Source organism: Streptomyces netropsis (assembly GCF_014203545.1).
Taxonomy (GTDB): Bacteria; Actinomycetota; Actinomycetes; order Streptomycetales; family Streptomycetaceae; genus Streptomyces; species Streptomyces netropsis.
The window spans coordinates 329,669-347,698 of the sequence record NZ_JACHJG010000003.1 but is presented as its reverse complement, the minus strand read 5'-3'; the positions used below and the strand labels follow the sequence as shown (position 1 = coordinate 347,698).

The window sequence follows — 18,030 nt, the reverse complement described above, 5'->3', positions numbered from 1 at the left end:
TCAACGATGGGGACGAGGGGCGACAGCGGGCACGTGACCAAGGAGCCGGCGCCCCCGCCGGCCCCGCCCCCTCCGCCTGACCCCGGACTCCCGTTACCACCGTGCCGATTCTGTTGGCCGGGCCCCTTCGTAGCCGAGCCTTCGCCTCCGCCCCCACCACCGCCGCCCCCGCCACCCCCACCGCCGCCACCGGCATCCCACACGTAGACGGTGAACTGCTTGGCGCCGTCGGGCGGTAGCCATACCTCATCCGTGGTGAAGACCTTGTGGCCGTGCGGCTCGACGGCGGACGCCTGGGCCGGAGCGGTGACGGCTGCGGCCAGCGAAGCTATGGAGACGCCCACGGTGGCCCACCGTCTGCGTGAGGAACGTCGGTTCATGCGTCAACTCCTGCGATGGACTCCGGGCTGGTTCTGCACCCATTCCCGGGCCCGCTCGCGTTCCTCCTGCCGTTTCCGTGAAGTCGCCCGACTGGCCCATGCGGCCTTGTCGGTGTCCGGCCGGGAAACGCGAGGGCCGGAGCCCCGCTGTCGGTCAGAATGCCGGACGGGCCGAGTCGGGCGGGTACGTGGTGGTGCCTCGCAGTTTCTGCGCTTGTGTGGCCTCCGCATCGTCCTGGCGGCAGTCCCGGCATGTGGTCTCGTCCGCGACGGGCCGGAACACGCGGTCGCAGGTGCCCGCGCAGGTGCGTAGTGGCTGTGGGGCGGCGGGGGTGGGGTCCGCGAAGGGCGGGGCCTCGGGCATTTTGCGGGTGAGGCGGTTGCGGGCGAGGGCCGCGGGGGAGTGGACGCGGTCGGGCAGCCCGTCCGTCAGGGCCTCACGGAGGTCCTTCGCCGTTGCGCCGCGCAGGAGCCATTCGCCCGCCAGGGCGGCGAGGTGTTGGATGTCGCGGCCGTTGAGGCGGAGCCTTCGTTCTTTGTGGGAGACGGAGGCGAGGATCAGTCCCCCTCGCTCGATCAGCGGTTCGGGTACGTGGGAGGGCTGGGAGGGAGGGTTCTCTTTCTTCCCCTCTGTGTTTGTTGGGTAATGGCCGACGGACGGGGTGGTCGGTTCACCGACGGCCGGTTCCGGAGCGGTCGGTCGGAAGCCGTCGCGTAACGCCAGCGCTTCCTCATCCGTGAGGACCACGTTGGAGACCATCTGTGTCGTCCCCCACCGGCCGCGCTCGTTCTGGTGGCGCCACTCGTGGAAGTAGCCCTCCGCGATCAGTTGGCGCTTGGCGTTGATGAACGCGGTCTTCTTGATCCCCGCGTCCCTCGCCGTCTCCGACAGCGGCTGCTTCACGCTGTCCGGGAGCGACAACTGCCAGGTCAGCAGCCGCACGGCTGCCGCCGACAGGCGTGGGTGGCGGATGATCTCGTTCGGTACCTGGGTGAAGAAACGCTCGGGAGCGATAGCATGCCGAAGCATCTTGGGGACTCCTTCGAAGTCCTCGCGGGTGTAGGCCTCCGGCCGGTGTTGGTAGCACCGCCGGGGGCCGCTTTGTTTTCGCCACCGTAGCGCACGGATGGTGAACTCCCGTGTGGATTAGTGCCAGTTGACCCCCTTCTGGTAATGGCCTACTCGTAGAGGCGCGCTCCCCGCCGCGTCGTTGGACAGGAGGTCGTGCCCAGGCCCCCGTTGAGGTTGTCCGTCGGCTTATGGCAGGGCGTCGATCGCGGCCTGCCAGGGGTAGGCGTCCAGATTGCCGTGGCGGGGTTTGTGGGGTGCGAACCCGTGTTCGCCGAGCAGGATGGTGACTCCGGCTGCGCGCAGGGTCTCGATGCTGCGGGAGACGGCCGGGTGCGCGGCTTGGGCGTCGTTCCAGTGCGGTAGGGCGACGATGGGAAGGCCCAGACCGATGCCCTCGGTGATCAGTCCCAGGGCGAGCGTGTCACTGATCCCCGCGGCCCATTTGTTGAGGGTGTTGGAGGTGAGCGGAGCAACAAGGATGGCGTCGGGCGGGGGCAGGACGTCGGCCTGGCTCGGGAGTTTGTACGTCCAGCGGACGGGGTGGCCGGTGAGCTCGGTAAGGGCCTTGATCTCGCCCTCGGCGTCTTCGTCGGCCCACCGGTACGCGGAGGGCGTCAGGATCACGCAGACGTCCCATCCGGCCTGCTGGGCAGATCGGATGGGGATGTGGAGGCGGCGAGCGGGCGGGGCGGCGCACGCGATCAGGTACAGAATGCGATGGGTCACCGGTGCAGTCCACAGCGATCAGCCAGCGCCCGCAACCGTCCCTCCGCGTCCCGCCGGGCCGCCCCGGCAGTCGACACCGGACATCCCCGCCGGCGAAGCGTGGGCTTCCAGCCCGCTGCCGCCGACGGAACACTGAACCTTGCTCCATCAACACCAAGGAGACGATCGTCATGGGACGCAAGGACGACCAGCAGCAGGAACCGGACGACGACGACCGCGCCTGGAACCCCGACGACGATTTCGGCCGCCCCAGTGACCCCACCGACCCGTCCACCGACGACGGCGACGCACCCCAGCCGGACCTGACCAGCCTGGGCGTGACCGTACGGCCGGACGAGGAACGCCTATGGGCCGGACGCAGTGACGGGCCCTCCTGGTCCATCACCTGACGGCGTGACGGGCCGCGGCCGTCGGGCCAACCGTGGGCGGACGGTGGCGCGGCTCGCGCCGGAAAGGCCCAGGCGCGTACCCCTCGGCGGTACCGTTGGTGTGCGAAATCCGTGAACACGGCCCGGTGCGGCGCCACTTCAGCCAACGCGCCCCGCGCGAACGGCCGGGCCAGGCCATGCGACTTCCACCGAACGTGAGGACGGTCTCGTGTTCTACGCATACGGCTTCGAGACGGTCGGGGTAGTGGTGAGCGACCTCTACTTCGTCGATCCCCACCCGGAACCCGGGCAGGAAGGCGCCGAACGGGGGGTGCGGCTGGAGCTGCGGCTCTTCGAGCGCGGCAGTCTGAAGGGGTCGATCTACTCCGCGCGGCCCATCGAGGTCGACCGACCGCTGTGGCGGGTGGACCTGCTGGAATCGGCGGCCGGTCCGGCCGGAAGCTTCGACCGGACCCATCACCACCCCCGGTTCCAGGGCTGGGAGCCCGGCGCGCGGGTCTTCGACGAGAAGCTGTCCGCCGACCCCCTGGGGTGGTTGGCCGAGCGGCTCTGTGACCTCGACGGCGTGCTCGCCGAGGCGGGTGCGGCCCGCGAGGACGCCGGGGCGACGGACGCGGCCGCTCTGCGGCGTGCCGTCCCGGAGATCATGGACGGCGTCAGCCGGCTGCTGGCCGGGGTACGGGCCGGTGAACTCGGCAGGCAGCCGGCCGGTGACGAGCCGGTCACCGACGCCCGCGTCAGCTGGCTTTAGCCAGGGCGCGGTGAGCCCCGCTGAGGCGCATGCATCGGTTCGCCTCAGCGGGAGGTTCAGCCGATCAGCGGGTGCAGTTGATCGCGGCGTCGCCCGCGTAGTACCCGGGGGCGAGCCGGGAGGAGTTGGCGTAGAGCAGCACGCACTGCTCGTTGAGGAATCCGCTGATCAGCGCGTTCTGGCGGGCCCTCTTCTCGGCTTCCCGCTTCGCTTCCTTGGGGCTGTTCTCGTACGCGAAGCCCGTGAACACCCGCGTCTCCTGCACGCCGGCGTCGGCGCGCACGCCGGCGCCCGCGTGCACGCCTGCGTCGGCGTGCGCGACGGTCGGCGCGAGCACGGCGAGGCCCGCGAGAACAATGGCAGCCCCACTCCGGATGAGCATCGAGGTCATGTCGGTATCCCCCTCATGGTGGAAAGCGTGGAAAGCGTGGAAAGCGGTGTGATTCAGCGCTGGCAGAACAAGCTGGCGACCGCGGCGTACACGCCACCGCCGACCGATCTGACGTCGGTGGCGCGGACGTGGCACTGGTTCGCCTGCCAACCGGCCGACTGGGCGAACGTGTGGGCCATCCGGACCGCGCCGTCCACCGCCTGGGACGGCGAGGTGCCGGACCCGCTGCCGGTGAACGTCCTCACCTCAGGCGCGACGAGCTCCTGGTTCAGGCCACCTGCCGGGACGGCTTCGGCTCCGGCCGGAGCCGCCTGGGCGGCGGTGACACCTCCGATGAGACACGCCGAGGCGGCAAGGGCCACGGCGGTGGAACGCAGACGTAACGCGGACGAGCGGCCCACAGGGACTCCTCGAAAGTCGCTTCGTTGGTCACCAAACGGTCAGCGCACATGACAGGGGCCCATGTCGAACCCCCGTACGGCTCACATCCCACCGGAGTCCGAACCATCCCACTATGGAAGAACCGGCCATTCCTGCCTCATAAGACGAGCCAGTGCCCGAAATCGGGTGGACGTTTCCGCCACCGCTCGCGTCTCCTGGGGCCCATGACCGAAATGCGTACCGCGCGCCTCACGCTCCGCCCCTGGCAGGACGCCGACCTCGCCCCGTGGGCGGCCATGAACGCCGATCCCGAGGTCCGCGAACACCTGGGCGGGCCCCTCACTCGGGAGCGGTCCGATGCCGCGGTGGCGGCCTTCCAGGCCGAGTTCGCGGAACGGGGCTACGGGTGGTGGGCCGTCGAGGTGACCGCCACCGGTGAGTTCATCGGCTTCGCCGGCCTCGACGACGTGGAGGACGGCACGCCGTTCACCGGAGTGGAGATCGGCTGGCGGCTCGCCCGCCCGGCCTGGGGGCACGGGTACGCCACCGAGGCCGCCCGGGCCGTCCTGGCGTTCGGCTTCGAGACGCTCGGGCTCGCCGAGATCCTCGCGGTGACGACCGCCACCAACGTCCGCTCCCAGGCGGTGATGGACCGGATCGGCATGACCCGGGAACCCGCCTACGACTTCGACGACCTCGACTTCCCCGAAGGGCCGCTGCGCCCGAACGTCGTGTACCGGCTCAGGAAGCCCTGACGGCCTTCTCCAGCAGCGCCGTCGCCTCGTCGACCGCCTTCGTCAGAGCTTCCGGCTGGGGCGCCAGGCCGCCGAGCACACGGTCGAGGCCCCGGAGCCCCGCCCGCTCCAACAGCCGCTTCTCATTGGTGACCCACTCGCCCTTCGCCGCCAGCACCGCGTGTGCCGCCTGGCAGGCGGCCGTGGCGATCGCCCCGGCGGTGTCGACGAGGTGTCCGCGTTCGGCGTGGGCGGAACGGGCGTAGGCGAGGGTGAGCCGGGCGTCGCCCCACCAGCGCTCCGGGGCCTGCCGCGTCAGGGCCTCGGGGTACTCGGGACGCGGCAGCACCCCGTGGAGCACCCGGTTGACGGCCAGCTCCGCGAGGACGATGTAGGTCGGGATGCCCGCCAGGTGGCACAGCAACCGCTCGACGCGGAAGCGGCCCTCCCGGGCCTCGGCGAGGTGGTGTTCGACGTCGTCCAGGTCCCGGTAGTGCACGTCGATGCGCCGGCCGTCGACCTGCAGCCAGGCACCGCCGTTGAACACCCCGCCGCCCCACCCACCGATCTCCGAGACCTCGCCCGGCCAGCCGAGTGCGCGCACGTCCTCGGGATCGAACGCGCCCCGGTAGTAGACGGCGAAGTCCCAATCGCTGTCGGGCCCGTGCGTTCCCGTGGCCCGCGAGCCCCCCAGGGCGACCGCGTGCACACCCGGCAACGCCGCGAGTCGCTTCGTGACGTGGGCGAGGAAGGATTCGTCATCGTGTGCCTGCATGGACCGGAGACTAGGCGGGGTGGCCGCCCGGGTGCAGATCTTTTCGGCCGGCGAACGCCGACGGATCCCCGTAGCCCGTCGCCGCCGTCCAGCTCAGCGGCTCGATGTGGGCGTTGAACGGCGCCCCCTCCCGCGTCATCTGCGGGCGCGGATGGTTCAGGTGCAGCAGCGGGTCCTCGAAGCGGACGACCCCGGCGGCGGCCGTGAGACGGGCGATGACGTCGTCGTCCTCGCCGCCCCAGCCCTCGTAGCGCTCGTCGAAGCCGCCGACGCGGTGGAAGACCTCGGTGCGGACCCAGACGCAGCCGCCCGGCGGCTCCCGCAGGAGCAGGCCGCGCAGTGTGCTCTCCGGTACGTCGGGCAGGCCGGCGACCGTACGGGCGTGGATGGCCCGCAGGCTGGACGGCTCGTCCAGGGACAGCGACCAGCGGAACGGCAGGTGCGTGCCGTGCGCGCCGGTGGCGATCCGGTCGACGTTGCGGCGGACGAAGGACCGGTCCACGAGGATGTCGGCGTCCAGGACGCACAGGTACGGGACGGAGTCCGGGACGGTGCGGGCGCCGACGTTCACCGCCCAGGACTTGTTGAACAGCCCCGGATTCTCCGCGAAGACGTACGCGTCCACGAGCGGTTCCAGCAGTGCGCGCGAGCGCGGGCGGTCGTCCGTCTCGACCACCGTGACGTGATGCGCGGGGCCCGGGCCCTGGTCGGCGAGGGCGCGCAGACAGGCGAGGAGGTTACGGGTGCGCAGGCCGTCGGCGTCGCGGTCCCGGAAGGGGATGACGATGTGGGCCACGGCGGGGCCGGAGACCGTGCCCGTCCCCACCGCCGGTGCCTCGTCCGGGGCCACGCCGTCACCCTCCCCCAGGTGGTAGTCGATCCAGATGTGCCGGTCCGCCTCCTCGACCGCCGCCGCGAGCCGGGCCCGCTCCTCCCCGCCCGCCGCCAGCGACCGCGCGAGGCGCCGCCGCAGTTCGAGCTGCGGCGCGAGCGCGGTCGGATCGGCGACCAGGTCCTTGTACGGCCGCGCCGCGTCCGGCCGGTCCGCCAGGAAACCGGCGAGCAGCGCGTCGACCGCCCGGTAGTGCGGCTCGCTCAGCTCCCAGTAGTCGGCGGCGATCCCCGGGACCGCCGGGTCGTGGGCCAGCACGGCGTACGCCGTCAGTCGCTCGGCAAGGGTCCTGCTCGGCACGTACGAACTCCTTCGACGAAGACGAAATACGAAGACGAAAGGGGTTTGAATTCAGGCGTGTTCAGAAGGGCAACGGCGTCGGTCCCATTCAAGCCTCACGCCCCGTCGTCCCCCGACCACGCCCGCAGCCAGCGCGGATCCGGCGTGTCGCCACACCGCACGAACCGGGCGTCCACCGACAGCCGCATCGCGTCCGTCGTCGTGTCCAGGGAGGCGTGGATGATGTGCGGCAGGTGGACCATGACGTCCCCCGCCGCGTAGTCCGCCCACATCCAACGGCGGCCCAGCGCACGGGCCGTCGTGGTCAGGTCGTGGCTGATCGGCCGACGGTCGCCGGGGCGGTCGCCCGTCGCCCGCAGCGGTGCGTACGCGGCGGGCGGCAGCGTGTGGGAGCCCTCCAGGTAGACCAGGCCGCCGGTGGCGGGCGGGCAGTCGCCCACCGGTATCCACATGGTCAGCACCCGGTCCGAGCCCCGGTCCATGTAGTCGCGGTCGACGTGGGCGCGGGAGGCGAGGCGCGAGCCCCGGTGGAAGTGGCGCAGGATCCGGCGGGGGAGCATCTGTACCGGACCGCCCAGCAGGGTCTCCGCGAGGGCGGACAGCGCCGGGTCGGCCAGGAAGCGGTGAAACGTTTCCGTGCGGACGAACGCGTGCGCCGGATGACCGGGGACACCGTGCGCGGGCAGCCCCGGCGGCACCCGGCCGGAGAAGACTCCCTCGCGGTGGGTCGTCCCGGGGGCGAGCAGCACCGGATCGCAGGACGCGAAGTACGCCTCGCGCAACCGCAGTACGTCCTCCCGCGCCAGCACCCCGCGCAGATACAGACAACCGTCCGCACGCAGCCGGGCCCGTAACGAGGACGGCCGGGACCGCAGCTCCGTACTGTCCCGCAGCGGTGTGAACAGCTCCTCGTCGAAGGAGAGCGGAAGGCCGTTCGAAGACAGCGTCGTCATGGTGTTTCTCCCCCGTTCAGTAGACGCCTTCGACGGCGCCCTCCCCGTCCCCTCCGCCCGCCCCCGACGCCCAGGGGCGGACGGCCGCGACGCCGTCCCACGGGAACCACGGGTGGGGGCCGGTCCTGACCGCGCTGTCCCGCTCCAGCAGGTTCGGCAGGAACAGGTCCTCCAGCAGCGTCGTCACCCGCACCCGGCCCCGCCCGCCGACGGCCACCTCCCGCCACGGGTCGTCGGGGTCGACGACCGTCATCACGGCGAACGGCGGCGGAAGGTGGTACGAGTGGCTCCCCGGCTCCGGCCCGTCCGCCTGGAGGGCGTGCCCGACCAGCGTGTTGCCGTAGGTGTCGATCCACTGCACGCCCCGCAGCTGCTCCTTCCGCAGGAACCGCGCCTCGGCCGCCGTGCAGGACGTACCGCCCGTGCACACCGCCCGCAGCCCGTACGCGTCGATCGGCTTCGGCAGCCGCATGGCGAGGGCCAGCAGCAGTTGCGCGGTGGTGAAGAGCAGGGTGGGCCGCTCGGCGGTCAGCAGCGCCTCCGTCTGCGCCACGAGGTGATCGGTGTACGCGTCGGCCTCGCCGTGCGCCCTGATCTCCGCCTTCACCCACCGGGGGTCGAAGTCGACGGCGAAGACGGCCCCGCGCCAGCTGTCGGCGAGCCCCTCCACGAAGTGCCCGTACGCGTGCGGCCCGGAGGGCGTCATCGCGAGGACGTCACCGCCCGCCACGCCCCGGGCCTCCAGCATCGCGCGGTAGACCACCACGTCGTACGCGAGCCGGGAGACGTTGACGACCCGGCACGGCGGCCCGGTGGTGCCACCGGTCTCGAAGACGCGGAACGGGCGGTCCCGGTACCCGCGCGGCAGCAGCTCCCGGGCGCTCGCGGCCCGTAGCTCCGCCTTGTCGAACAGACCGAAGAGCGCGAGAGCCGCGAACCCGTCGACGTCGGTGAGCGGGTCGAAGCCCAGGCCGGAGCGGCGGGAGACCCAGAACGGCGAGCCGGTCGCGGGGGAGAAGTGCCAGCGCATCATCCGCCGCGTCCACGCGTCGAGCCCGATCCGCAGCTCGGGCACGCGCTCGCACATCGTCGCGAAGAGGTCGGTGGTCATGCCGGTCCCTCCGGGGGCCTGTGGACGAACAGCGAGCCGGCGGCGATGGCCTCGGCCCCGGCGGGCGACGCGGGCACCACGGCCGCGAACGGGAAGGGCACCTCGTGTCCCACCAGCGGGTGGCCGGGGTCGTCGGACGCCAGCAGCGCGAGGGCGGGCAGGGCGTACACGTCCGAGCCGGCGGCGCCGGTCCGGGCCGTCGGCGGGCGCCGGGTCAGCAGCCGGTCGCCCGGGCGCAGCCGCTCCCGCACGCCCCGGGCCGCCCGCTCGGCCTCGCCGGGCGGGCGGCAGGCGGTCAGCGGCCAGGGGGCGGCGGGACCGGTGGGGAGGGCGTCGAGCGCCTCGGCCAGGGCGACGGCCAGGGTGTCCGCCCCCGGCCCCGGACACACGACCGTCCGGACATTGCCGCAGAACCGGCCCCCGTCACCCGCGACCAGCGGCAGCAGCCACGCCACGGCCTCGGGGACGGACGTCCCCGGCGGTACGAGCGCGCAGCCGCGCCCCGGGCCGTGGACGGTCAGTCGCGGCGCGCCGCGCACGGAAGCCGCCAGATCGGCGCCCCCGTAGACGATCTGACGATCCGTGAGCCGGACGAGACCGCGCAGCGTCCGCCGCTCGGTGGGGTAGAGGCCGAGCCGCCACGCGGGCCAGCCGACCGCCAGCAGAGCCGCCACGAGACGGGCGGCGGAAAAGGGTTCGCGGCGACTGGGGCGCACCCAGACCGCCGCGCTACGGGCCGCCTCGGACAGCACGGACTCCAGGCAGGAGAAGGTGTTGCCCGGCAGCGACACCAGGGACAGCGCGTCGTCCGGCACCCCGGCGTCGGGCACCGCCTCGCGCAGCAGCCCGCACCAGCGGTCCACGAGCGCGGCCGGGACACCCGCCGTCGCCCACATCGCCGCGCGGAACTCCGCCGGGCCCTGGACCAGGGAACCGCCGATGGTCACCGTGCCGTCCGTGAACAGGTCCAGCGCGCGGGCCAGCAGTCGCCGCCGGTCGGCGGGGCGGAACTCCGCTTCGTGCGCGAGGGCCTCCGCCTCCCACCAGCGCCGGTCGGCCGCCGCCACGACCTCGGGCACCAGCGCCAGTTCGGCGGGCGGGCCGGGCAGCCGGAGCGTGTCCGCCGAGGTGTGCCAGCCCGCCCGGCGGAAGGCGGGCAGCACTGCCGTGCGCGCGTTCACGACAGCTCGCTCCGCAGCGCGGCCGCCACCCTGATCTGCTCGGCCTCCGTCAGCGTGGGGTAGAGCGGCAGCGCGACGTGCCGCTCGGCGAACCAGCGGGCCCGCGGGAAGGCCGCCCCGTGACCCCGCTCGCGGAAGAACGGCTGGTCGCAGAGCAACGTGTCGTAGACCTCGCCCGCCAGGGCCACGCCGTGCCGCTCCCGCAGCCCGGCCTTGAGCCGCTCCCGGTCCACGGGATCGTCCAGATAGGCGAGGTATTTGTAGAAGTTGCTCTCCGACGCCTTGGGCGGGACGTACGGGCGCAAACCCGGGACGCCGACGAGGAGTTCGTCGTAGCGGGCGGCCAGGGCCCGGCGGGCGGCGAGGGCCGGGGCGAAGCGCTCCAGGTCGACCGTGCCGACCGCCGCGTGCAGTTCGCTCAGCCGCCAGTTGCCGCCGGGCCGGTCGTGCAGGGTGGAGCCCCGGGCGCTCTTGCCGTGGTCGCGCCAGCGCCGCGCGCTCTCCAGGTCCTCGGGCCCGGCGCCCGTCAGCAGACCGCCCTCGGCGCTGGTGGCCACCTTCGTCGGGAAGAAGGAGAACGCGCCGAAGCGCCCGAAGGCCCCGGCCGCCCGCCCGTGCAGCGTGCTGCCGAAGGCGTGCGCGGCGTCCTCCAGCACGGGGACGCCGCGCGCACGGCACTCCTCCAGGAGCGGTTCGAGGGCGGGCGAGACGACACCGCCGATGTGGACCGGCACGACGGCGGCGACCGGACCGGCCGCCGCGAGCGCCGCCCGCAGGGCGTCGGGGTCCATGCCGAGCCCGTCGAGTTCCACATCCACGAAGCCCACCCGCGCCCCGGCCCGGACGGCAGCGGCGGCGGTGGCGAAGAAGGTGTTGACCGGGACGAGGACGGTACGGCCGGCGACGTCCAGGATGCGCAGCGCGATCTCCAGGGCGGCGGTGCCCGAGGAGAGGGCGACGGTGTCCCGGCCGTCGGTCCAGGTGCGGGCCAGCGCCTCGAACCGCGTCACCTGCGGGCCCTGCGTGAGCACCCCGGAGGCCAGGGCGTCGTCCACCCGGTCCGCGATCGTCCGCCGCTCGTCCGCCGTGAAGCGGACGCGCTGCGCGGGCACCGGCGTGGCGGGGGTGACGGGCGCGGCGAGGGCGCGGGCGAAGAACGCGGCCGCGCTCTCCCGGTCGGTGCCGTGGCCCATGTCGAGCTCCAGCACGTCCAGCAGATCCGCCGCACCGGCGGCGGTGTACGCGCGACGGACCGTTCGGGCGGCCTCGCGGGCGTCGGCGGGGTCGAGGTAGGGGTCGCGCAGCCCGAACTGCAACTGGAGCGGGGCGGGAGCCAGGGCGCCGAGCAGTTCGGGCAGGTCGGCGTACTCCAGGATGCCCGGCAGCACCGCCCCCTCGAAGCCGGTCAGCAGCCGGGCGAAGAGCGCGGGGTAGCTGCCGAGGTGACCGGCCACGCAGACGGGCGTCGGCCCGCCCGTCAGGAGGGCCGTGTGCAGGGCCACGGCTCCGCCGAGGCTGTGCCCGAAGATCCCGGTGCGCCCGGGCGCGGCCCGGGGGTGGGCGCGCAGCCGGTCGAGGGCGGCGAGGGCGTCGCCGAGCAGGGCGCCCAGCAGCGAATGGCCGCGCAGCGCGAAGGCGTGCGCCAGGACCGTTCCCTCGTCCCGTCCGGCGAGCCGGTCCGGGTCGAGGCCGCCGCCGATGCCGTGGTCGACGGCGAGGGTGAGGAAGCCGGAGCGCGCCAGGTGCTCGGCGACGTTGCGGTCCGGGTGGTCGGGCGGTTCCTCGCCGGTCAGTTGGCCCAGCCGGGCGTTCTTGCCGCCGACGACGAGCACGGCGGGCAGCGGCCCGCTCCCGGCGGGGGCCAGCGCGGTGGCCCGGAACCGGCCCCGGGCCGGGCTGTCGAACAGCAGCCTCTCCCGGACCAGCCCGTCCACCGCCTCCGGCGGACCCTCGCTCGTCGCCGCGACCGGTCCGCGCTCGGCGCGCGCCAGCCGGTCCACGACGTCCCGTACGCGCCGGGACCACGCGGTGAACCCGTCGACCCCGGCCGCCTTGCCGGGGGCGGGCCCCAGTGCCCGCTCCACGGAGAGAAGTTGACGTAATCGATGGATCTGCATGGAGCCCTTCGCGGTGGAGGAGGTACGTCGTCGGCGGTAGGGCGCGCTCTGCCCGAATGCGCGGGACCGATGACGCAGGGCCGTGAGCGAGGCGTGCCCCGCCCGGCGTCAGACGAAGTCGGCGTGCAGGGTGCTGGGCACCTCGACCGCGTACGAGGCGAGCGCGTCGTCCAGCCGGATCCGGCCGCGCCGCAGCAGTTCGAGCAGCTCGTTCTGCGGGCGGTAGAAGCAGGACTTGCACAGGTCCGTCCGGAGCGGGTTGGAGGCCTCCCACTCGGCCCGCGGGCCGCCCTCCAGCACCTCGGCGTAGCCGTCGTCGATCACATTGCCGATGCGGTAGCGGCTGTTGAGATGGACCTGGGGGCACGGGTAGAGATGACCGTCGGCGCCGACGGCGGTCACGAAGCGGCTGTAGTGACAGCGGTCGAAGTCGCCCTCGACGGCCTCGACCTGGTCCATCGGCCCCCGGTCGAGCTTCGGGACCGACACCTCGAAGCCGTCGTCCGCCAGCGCCGCCGCCTCGGTCAGCGCCCCGGCGACCTCGGCCATGACCGCCTCGATCGTCTCGTGCCCGAGCGCGCTGTAGAACTCCGGCTCGAAGCGTACGTAGTGCGCCCCGGCCTCCCGGGCCACGCGGGCGGCGGCCAGGATCTCCCGGTGGTTCCGCTCGGTGATCACGTAGTTGAAGCCGATCCGGAAGTCCGGATCGATGGCCGATTCCCGCAGCCGGCTCACGTTCCGCAGGAAGGACGTGAAGGTGTGCTCACGGTCGCGGGTGATCTCGTCGAAGGTGGCCTCGGTGCCCGCGTTGAGCCCGATCCGCACCCAGGTGTGCGTGGAGGCCACGCACTCCGCCAGCGCCGGCCTGCCGAGCCGGGAGCCATTGGTGATCAGACCGATGCGCAGCCCCGCCTCGTGCCCGGCGTCGCAGATGGCGGAATAGCCCGGGTGGATGGTGCACTCACCGCTGCCGCAGAACGTCACCGCGCGGCCGTCGTTGGCGGCGAACTGGCGCATGAGGGAGACGGCGTTCTCCGTCGGGATGGAGTCCTTGAAGGAGAAAAGGTCGTAGAACTGCTCTTCGTTGGGGGAGTGGAAGTTGCAGAAGTTGCAGCGCATATTGCACGCGCCCATGATGCCGATGCGCATATGGACGGGCCGGATCTCCTCACCCTCCACGAATCGGCGCAGCAGGTCGCCGTGGGCGAGGACTTTCTGTGGGGAGTGCGCCCGGTCGAGATTGACCACGGGCAGTCCGGGGCGGTTGTTGGTGGGGGCGGCCGCGTCATAACTCCGCACGCCTGCGGTGTCGTTCATGGTGTTCCTCTCGCAGCTCTCGCAAGGCCAGAGGTTCGGCGTGGCGACACTATGAGCCCGCGTCGGGGGCGTCAATAGGTCTAGACCCGGACGGAAAAACGCGAATGCCCCCTCGTGGGGGAGGGGGCAGTTCGGTCTTTGCGATGAGGCGCAAGGGCGCCGGGTGGGTCAGTCCGTCGGCCGCTGAAGCCGCGCGACGCTGTGTTTTCCCGGGGGGTAACCCCCGGACCCCCAGCCCCGCGCGGTCCCGGTCCCCCTACTCCGTCGGCCGCTGAAGCCGCGCCACGAACTTGTACCGGTCCCCCCGGTACACCGACCTGACCCATTCCACCGGCGCGCCCTGGGCGTCCAGCGAGTGCCGGGAGAGCATCAGCATCGGCAGGCCCACGTCCGTGCCGAGCAGGCCCGCTTCGCGTGGCGTGGCCAGGGAGGTCTCGATGGTCTCCTCCGCCTCGGCGAGGCGGACGTCGTAGACCTCGGCCAGGGCCGTGTAGAGGGAGGTGTACTTCACCAGGCTCCGGCGCAGCGCCGGAAAGCGCTTCGCCGACAAATGGGTCGTCTCGATCGCCATCGGCTCACCGCTGGCCAGCCGCAGCCGCTCGATGCGCAGGACGCGGCCGCCCGCCGCGATGTCGAGCAGGGCGGCGAGCCGGTCGTCGGCGGTGACGTAGCCGACGTCGAGGAGCTGCGAGGTGGGCTCCAGGCCCTGGGCCCGCATGTCCTCCGTGTAGGAGGTCAGTTGCAACGCCTGGGAGACCTTGGGCTTCGCGACGAACGTTCCCTTGCCCTGGATGCGCTCCAGCCGGCCCTCGACGACCAGCTCCTGGAGCGCCTGGCGCACCGTCGTCCGAGAGGTGTCAAACTCCGCCGCCAGCGTCCGCTCCGGCGGCACCGGGGTGCCGGGAGGCATGGTTTCAGTCATTTCCAGCAAATGCCGTTTAAGGCGGTAGTACTTGGGAACGCGCGCCGTCCGCCCGCTCCCCGCGGCGTTGCCGCTCTCCGCCGTACCGCCCTCGGTCACCATGGTGCGCCTTCCCGACTCCGATCCTGCTGCCGTCACCGGCTCCTCCGTAAATCGCGGTCACATCGTGGCACGGGCAGAGCCCGAGGAGCCCGGAGACGCCCAGGTCGACCTCGAGGTGTCGGTCCGGTAACGGAGCCGACAGCGACTCTTATACACCCTTGACACCCCAAAAGGTCTAGGCCAAGCTGCGGGCACTGGTCTAAACCATTAAAGACCACATTCGGTCCTTGAGGAGAGTGCTGTGAAGCGTGGGCTCATAGCGGCGACGGGTGTCGCGGCCATGTTGGTGAGTGTTGCGGCCTGTGGGTCCAGCGACGGTGACAAGGAGTCGGGTGCCGGCGGTTCCCAGGGCAAGAGCCTGACCGTCTGGTTCATGGATGGCTCGAATCCGCCTGCGTGGACGAAGTCGGTACAGGCCGAGTTCGAACAGAAGACCGGGGCCAAGCTCGACGTCAAGATCCAGAAGTGGGACGGCATCCAGCAGAAGCTGACCACGGCCCTCTCCGAGTCCAGCCCGCCGGACGTCGTCGAGATCGGCAACACCCAGACCCCCTCCTACGCCCAGACCGGTGGTCTGCAGGACCTCGCCGACCTCAAGAAGGAGATCGGCGCGGACTGGACCGAGTCCCTCAACAAGCCGTCCGTCTTCGAGGGCAAGCAGTACGCGGCACCCTGGTACGCCGCCAACCGTGTCGTGATCTACAACAAGAAGATCTGGGCCGACGCGGGCATCAAGGACGTCCCGAAGACGCGCGCCGACTTCTTCAAGGCCCTGGAGGCCATCGAGAAGAAGGGCGACGCCGAGCCGCTCTACCTTCCCGGCCAGAACTGGTACTTCTTCGACGGCCTCACCATCGGCACCGGCGCGGACCTGGTGAAGAAGGACGGCAAGAAGTACGTCTCCAACCTCGGTGACCCCAAGGTCACCAAGGCAATGGAGATCTACAAGCAGTACCAGGCCTTCAGCAAGGCCCCCAAGGACAAGGACGAGGCCACCCCGCAGCAGGCCGACATCTTCGCCAAGGGCAAGACCGGCGCTTTCATCGGAATGGGCTGGGAGGCGCAGACCGCGATCAAGGCGAATCCGGCCATCGAGAAGGAGATCGGCTACTTCACCATCCCCGGTGAGAAGGCCGACAAGCCCGAGGGCGTCTTCCTCGGCGGCTCCAACCTCGCGATCTCCACGGGCAGCAAGAAGCAGGAACTCGCCAAGGAATTCCTCAAGATCGCGCTGTCCGACAAGAACGAGGCCGCGCTGGCCAAGGAGGTCGGCTCGATCCCGAACAAGGAATCCCTGCTCCCGAACGTGAAGGGCAACGCGGCCGCCGAGGCCGCCGCCCCCGCGGCCAAGGGCGGTGGCACCACCCCGCTGATCCCCGAGTGGGCCCAGGTGGAGAACGCGCCGAACCCGATCAAGGCCTATATGACGGCCGTCCTGAACGGAAAGTCGCCGGAGGACGCCGCCAAGCAGGTCGAGGCCGACATGAACAAGCGCCTCAGCCAGAAGCAGTGACCCGCGGCAGTGACCCGCGGCAGTGACCCGCGGCAGTGACCCGCGGCAGTGACCCGCGGCAGTGACCCGCGGCAGTGACCCGCGGCAGCGACCTGACGCAGTGACCTGATCGGTCCGTGACGGGGGCCGGCCGACGCCGGGCCCCCGTCCCACCGCGCACCACCGCACCTACGTAACACCGTTTTGACAGGGGAGAAGGCGGACGACGATGTCAGCGCAGCTCAAAGAGGCGGCGGCCGAGCCCGCGCCCCGGATCAGCAAGGGCGGTGCCCCGCCGCCCCGCCGCAGCCAGGAGCGGGCCGCGAAGAGCGTGCCGTACCTCCTGATCCTCCCCGCCGCCGCCGTGACGCTGCTGCTGCTCGGGTGGACGCTGGTGAAGAACGGCATGCTGTCGTTCCAGAACCTCAACCCGCGCCAGCTCATCCAGCACGTCACCGAGTGGAACGGCGTCGAGAACTACCAGGAGGCGCTCGGCAGCGCCGACTTCTGGCGCGTCACCGGCCGCTCGGTCGTCTTCACCGGCGCCAACGTCGTCCTGATCATGACGCTGGGCTGTCTGATCGGGCTGCTGCTCGCCCGGCTGGGCACCAAGCTGCGCCTGCTGCTCTTGCTCGGGCTCGTCCTCGCCTGGGCGATGCCCGTCGTCGCCGCCACCACCGTCTTCCAGTGGCTCTTCGACCAGCGCTTCGGTGTCGTCAACCACGTCCTGGACGCACTGGGCTGGCACGCCATGGCCGACTTCAACTGGACCAGCGGCCAGTTCTCCACCTTCTTCGTCATCACCGTGCTGATCGTCTGGCAGTCCATACCCTTCGTGGCGATCAACCTCTACGCGGCGACGACCACGATCCCCAAGGAGCTGTACGAGGCGGCCTCGCTCGACGGCGCCGGCCCCTGGAAGCAGTTCACCTCGGTGACCTTCCCCTTCCTCAAGCCGTTCTTCCTCGCGACGACCTTCCTCGAGGTCATCTGGGTCTTCAAGGCGTTCACCCAGGTCTTCGCGATCAGCGAGGGCGGCCCCGACCGGCTCACCGAGACGCTGCCCGTCTACGCCTTCGTCGAGGGCATGGGCAACCAGCACTTCGGGATGGGTGCCGCGATCTCCATCCTCACCATCGTGATCCTGCTGGCCCTCACCGCGTACTACCTGCGCCTGGTTCTGAAGCAAGAGGAGGACGAGCTGTGAGGCGTTCGCTGCTCGGTCGCGTCTGGCCGGGGGCGACGGCGGTCGTCCTCTTCATCGGCTTCGCGTTCCCCGTCTACTGGATGTTCGCGACGGCCTTCAAGGCCAACAAGGACATCGTCGCCGACACCCCGGTCTGGTTCCCGACCAGCCCCACCTTCGAACACTTCGAGACGGCCGTGAACGCCGACGGCTTCTGGACCTTCGTCGGCAACTCCTTCGCCGTCACCCTGATCGCGGTCGGGCTGTCCCTGGTGATCGCGCTGCTCGCGTCGTTCGCCGTCGCCCGCATGCGCTTCAAGGGCCGCAAGAGCTTCATCCTGGTGATGATGACGGCCCAGATGGCCCCCTGGGAGGTCATGGTCATCGCGTACTACATGATCGTGCGCGACGCGGAGATGCTGAACAGCCTCGTGCCGCTCACCGCCATCTACACGGTCATGGTGCTGCCCTTCACCGTCCTGACGCTGCGCGGTTACGTCGCCGCCGTGCCCAAGGAGCTGGAGGAGTCCGCGATGGTCGACGGGTGCACCCGCGCCCAGGCCTTCGTGCGCGTCATCTTCCCGCTGCTGGCACCGGGTCTGATGGCCACCTCGCTGTTCGGCTTCATCACCGTCTGGAACGAGTTCCCGATGGTCCTGATCCTCAACAAGGACGCCGCGGCCCAGACGCTGCCCGTCTGGCTCACCGGCTTCCGCACCACCTTCGGCGACGACTGGGGCGCCACGATGGCCGCCTCCTCCCTCTTCGCCGTCCCGATCCTGATCCTCTTCGTCATCCTCCAGCGCAAGGCGGTCGGCGGCCTCACGTCCGGCGCAGTGAAGGGCTAGCACTACTTCC

The 18,030-nt window shown here is 71.4% G+C and carries 18 protein-coding genes; 6 read left to right on the top strand and 12 right to left on the bottom strand.

Annotated elements, in window-relative coordinates; genetic code table 11:
• Window positions 1-534: 534 nt before the first annotated feature.
• Both FHS38_RS09360 and FHS38_RS09355 read right to left on the bottom strand, forming a co-directional pair.
• The gene (locus FHS38_RS09360) at window positions 535-1,410 is read right to left on the bottom strand and encodes a hypothetical protein (protein WP_184732751.1); all 876 of its coding nucleotides are present in this window, start codon (window positions 1,408-1,410) and stop codon (window positions 535-537) included.
• A 228-nt stretch (window positions 1,411-1,638) separates the two neighbouring features.
• Entirely contained in the window at window positions 1,639-2,178 is a 540-nt protein-coding gene (locus tag FHS38_RS09355) for a flavoprotein (RefSeq protein ID WP_184732749.1), read from the bottom strand.
• Between the two features lie 170 nt (window positions 2,179-2,348).
• On the opposite strand from FHS38_RS09355, the gene FHS38_RS09350 reads away from it, so the two are divergent.
• Entirely contained in the window at window positions 2,349-2,567 is a 219-nt protein-coding gene (locus FHS38_RS09350; protein ID WP_184732747.1) for a hypothetical protein, read from the top strand.
• A gap of 208 nt (window positions 2,568-2,775) precedes the next feature.
• Window positions 2,776-3,318 (top strand): hypothetical protein, encoded by a 543-nt coding sequence (locus tag FHS38_RS09345; protein ID WP_184732745.1) that lies wholly within the window; start codon window positions 2,776-2,778, stop codon window positions 3,316-3,318.
• 64 nt (window positions 3,319-3,382) lie between these two features.
• Here FHS38_RS09345 and FHS38_RS09340 read toward each other — a convergent pair whose 3' ends face one another.
• A complete protein-coding gene (locus FHS38_RS09340) occupies window positions 3,383-3,709 on the bottom strand; it encodes a hypothetical protein (RefSeq protein ID WP_184732743.1) in 327 nt (108 codons plus the stop codon).
• A gap of 53 nt (window positions 3,710-3,762) precedes the next feature.
• Window positions 3,763-4,110, bottom strand: a complete 348-nt coding sequence (locus tag FHS38_RS09335) for a hypothetical protein (protein ID WP_184732740.1) — start codon at window positions 4,108-4,110, stop codon at window positions 3,763-3,765.
• A gap of 204 nt (window positions 4,111-4,314) precedes the next feature.
• Here FHS38_RS09335 and FHS38_RS09330 point away from each other — a divergent pair, with 204 nt between their 5' ends.
• Entirely contained in the window at window positions 4,315-4,845 is a 531-nt protein-coding gene (locus FHS38_RS09330; protein WP_184732738.1) for a GNAT family N-acetyltransferase, read from the top strand.
• Here FHS38_RS09330 and FHS38_RS09325 read toward each other — a convergent pair.
• The 8 genes from FHS38_RS09325 to FHS38_RS09290 form a co-directional block, all read right to left on the bottom strand.
• Window positions 4,832-5,599 (bottom strand): nucleotidyltransferase family protein, encoded by a 768-nt coding sequence (locus FHS38_RS09325; RefSeq protein WP_184732736.1) that lies wholly within the window; start codon window positions 5,597-5,599, stop codon window positions 4,832-4,834. The genes FHS38_RS09330 and FHS38_RS09325 overlap by 14 nt on opposite strands.
• 10 nt (window positions 5,600-5,609) lie before the next feature.
• On the bottom strand, window positions 5,610-6,791 hold the full coding sequence (locus FHS38_RS36030; RefSeq protein ID WP_184732734.1) for a glycosyltransferase family 2 protein: 1,182 nt from the start codon (window positions 6,789-6,791) through the stop codon (window positions 5,610-5,612).
• A gap of 95 nt (window positions 6,792-6,886) precedes the next feature.
• Complete coding sequence (locus FHS38_RS09315) at window positions 6,887-7,744, bottom strand: phytanoyl-CoA dioxygenase family protein (protein WP_184732732.1); 858 nt, start codon at window positions 7,742-7,744, stop codon at window positions 6,887-6,889.
• A gap of 16 nt (window positions 7,745-7,760) precedes the next feature.
• Window positions 7,761-8,855, bottom strand: a complete 1,095-nt coding sequence (locus tag FHS38_RS09310) for an acyl-CoA synthetase family protein (RefSeq protein WP_184732730.1) — start codon at window positions 8,853-8,855, stop codon at window positions 7,761-7,763.
• Window positions 8,852-10,036, bottom strand: coding sequence for a hypothetical protein (locus FHS38_RS09305; protein ID WP_184732729.1), 1,185 nt, complete (start codon window positions 10,034-10,036; stop codon window positions 8,852-8,854). The genes FHS38_RS09310 and FHS38_RS09305 overlap by 4 nt, the downstream gene beginning before the upstream one ends.
• Window positions 10,033-12,153: a DegT/DnrJ/EryC1/StrS family aminotransferase gene (locus FHS38_RS09300; protein ID WP_184732727.1), complete on the bottom strand. Its 2,121-nt coding sequence runs from the start codon at window positions 12,151-12,153 to the stop codon at window positions 10,033-10,035. Before FHS38_RS09300 ends, FHS38_RS09305 begins: the two co-directional genes overlap by 4 nt.
• Window positions 12,154-12,261: 108 nt before the next feature.
• Complete coding sequence (locus FHS38_RS09295) at window positions 12,262-13,470, bottom strand: radical SAM protein (protein WP_184732725.1); 1,209 nt, start codon at window positions 13,468-13,470, stop codon at window positions 12,262-12,264.
• 256 nt (window positions 13,471-13,726) lie between these two features.
• The gene (locus FHS38_RS09290) at window positions 13,727-14,494 is read right to left on the bottom strand and encodes a GntR family transcriptional regulator (protein ID WP_184732723.1); all 768 of its coding nucleotides are present in this window, start codon (window positions 14,492-14,494) and stop codon (window positions 13,727-13,729) included.
• A 241-nt stretch (window positions 14,495-14,735) separates the two neighbouring features.
• Between FHS38_RS09290 and FHS38_RS09285 the strand changes: the two genes are divergently transcribed.
• The 3 genes from FHS38_RS09285 to FHS38_RS09275 all read left to right on the top strand — a co-directional run bounded on the left by FHS38_RS09285 (window position 14,736) and on the right by FHS38_RS09275 (window position 18,020).
• Window positions 14,736-16,007: an extracellular solute-binding protein gene (locus tag FHS38_RS09285; protein WP_184732722.1), complete on the top strand. Its 1,272-nt coding sequence runs from the start codon at window positions 14,736-14,738 to the stop codon at window positions 16,005-16,007.
• Window positions 16,008-16,215: 208 nt separating this feature from the next.
• Window positions 16,216-17,193 carry a carbohydrate ABC transporter permease gene (locus tag FHS38_RS09280; protein ID WP_184732721.1) on the top strand — a complete coding sequence of 326 codons (978 nt, stop codon included), beginning with the start codon at window positions 16,216-16,218 and terminating at the stop codon, window positions 17,191-17,193.
• Window positions 17,190-18,020 carry a carbohydrate ABC transporter permease gene (locus tag FHS38_RS09275; protein WP_184732720.1) on the top strand — a complete coding sequence of 277 codons (831 nt, stop codon included), beginning with the start codon at window positions 17,190-17,192 and terminating at the stop codon, window positions 18,018-18,020. The genes FHS38_RS09280 and FHS38_RS09275 overlap by 4 nt, the downstream gene beginning before the upstream one ends.
• The last annotated feature ends 10 nt before the right edge of the window (window positions 18,021-18,030 follow it).

Excerpts from the sequence above, each read along its gene's own strand:
- FHS38_RS09360 (WP_184732751.1), bottom strand. The coding sequence starts at position 1,410 with ATGCTTCGGCATGCTATCGCTCCCGAGCGTTTCTTCACCCAGGTACCG.
- FHS38_RS09350 (WP_184732747.1), top strand. The coding sequence starts at position 2,349 with ATGGGACGCAAGGACGACCAGCAGCAGGAACCGGACGACGACGACCGC.
- FHS38_RS09340 (WP_184732743.1), bottom strand. The coding sequence starts at position 3,709 with ATGACCTCGATGCTCATCCGGAGTGGGGCTGCCATTGTTCTCGCGGGC.
- FHS38_RS09330 (WP_184732738.1), top strand. The coding sequence starts at position 4,315 with ATGACCGAAATGCGTACCGCGCGCCTCACGCTCCGCCCCTGGCAGGAC.
- FHS38_RS09325 (WP_184732736.1), bottom strand. The coding sequence starts at position 5,599 with ATGCAGGCACACGATGACGAATCCTTCCTCGCCCACGTCACGAAGCGA.
- FHS38_RS09315 (WP_184732732.1), bottom strand. The coding sequence starts at position 7,744 with ATGACGACGCTGTCTTCGAACGGCCTTCCGCTCTCCTTCGACGAGGAG.
- FHS38_RS09310 (WP_184732730.1), bottom strand. The coding sequence starts at position 8,855 with ATGACCACCGACCTCTTCGCGACGATGTGCGAGCGCGTGCCCGAGCTG.
- FHS38_RS09300 (WP_184732727.1), bottom strand. The coding sequence starts at position 12,153 with ATGCAGATCCATCGATTACGTCAACTTCTCTCCGTGGAGCGGGCACTG.
- FHS38_RS09295 (WP_184732725.1), bottom strand. The coding sequence starts at position 13,470 with ATGAACGACACCGCAGGCGTGCGGAGTTATGACGCGGCCGCCCCCACC.
- FHS38_RS09290 (WP_184732723.1), bottom strand. The coding sequence starts at position 14,494 with ATGGTGACCGAGGGCGGTACGGCGGAGAGCGGCAACGCCGCGGGGAGC.
- FHS38_RS09280 (WP_184732721.1), top strand. The coding sequence starts at position 16,216 with ATGTCAGCGCAGCTCAAAGAGGCGGCGGCCGAGCCCGCGCCCCGGATC.